This is a genomic window from Herbidospora sp. RD11066 (genome assembly GCF_054661255.1).
The window spans coordinates 1-251 of sequence record NZ_BAAGDO010000272.1 but is presented as its reverse complement, the minus strand read 5'-3'; the positions used below and the strand labels follow the sequence as shown (position 1 = coordinate 251).

The following is a 251-nucleotide window of genomic DNA, read 5'->3' as shown; positions in this document are numbered from 1 at the left end:
AGGCCCAACCAGTGAATACAACTCCAATATGATTTGCTACTCGGCAAAGGTAAAATCCTTCATCCTGCTGGGACACATTCTGAAGCAATAAGGTGTTTTCAGTTTTTCCACGAAGTTCTTCTCTCTGTTTATACCACTGAAATAGCAGAGGTTGATGACCTAAAGCCTTGCAGTGTAGTCGAACATTTTGTCCATAATTAACCCGCACTTCTCCTTTAATGTCTTGTGTTATAACTGGTGCCCCAGTTAAA

The 251-nt window shown here is 41.0% G+C and carries 1 protein-coding gene; it reads right to left on the bottom strand.

All coding sequences use genetic code 11. The features are described 5' to 3' along the window. On the bottom strand, positions 1-251 hold a 251-nt coding region (locus tag ACYQ78_RS39900; RefSeq protein ID WP_459806197.1), incomplete at both ends, for an immunoglobulin domain-containing protein.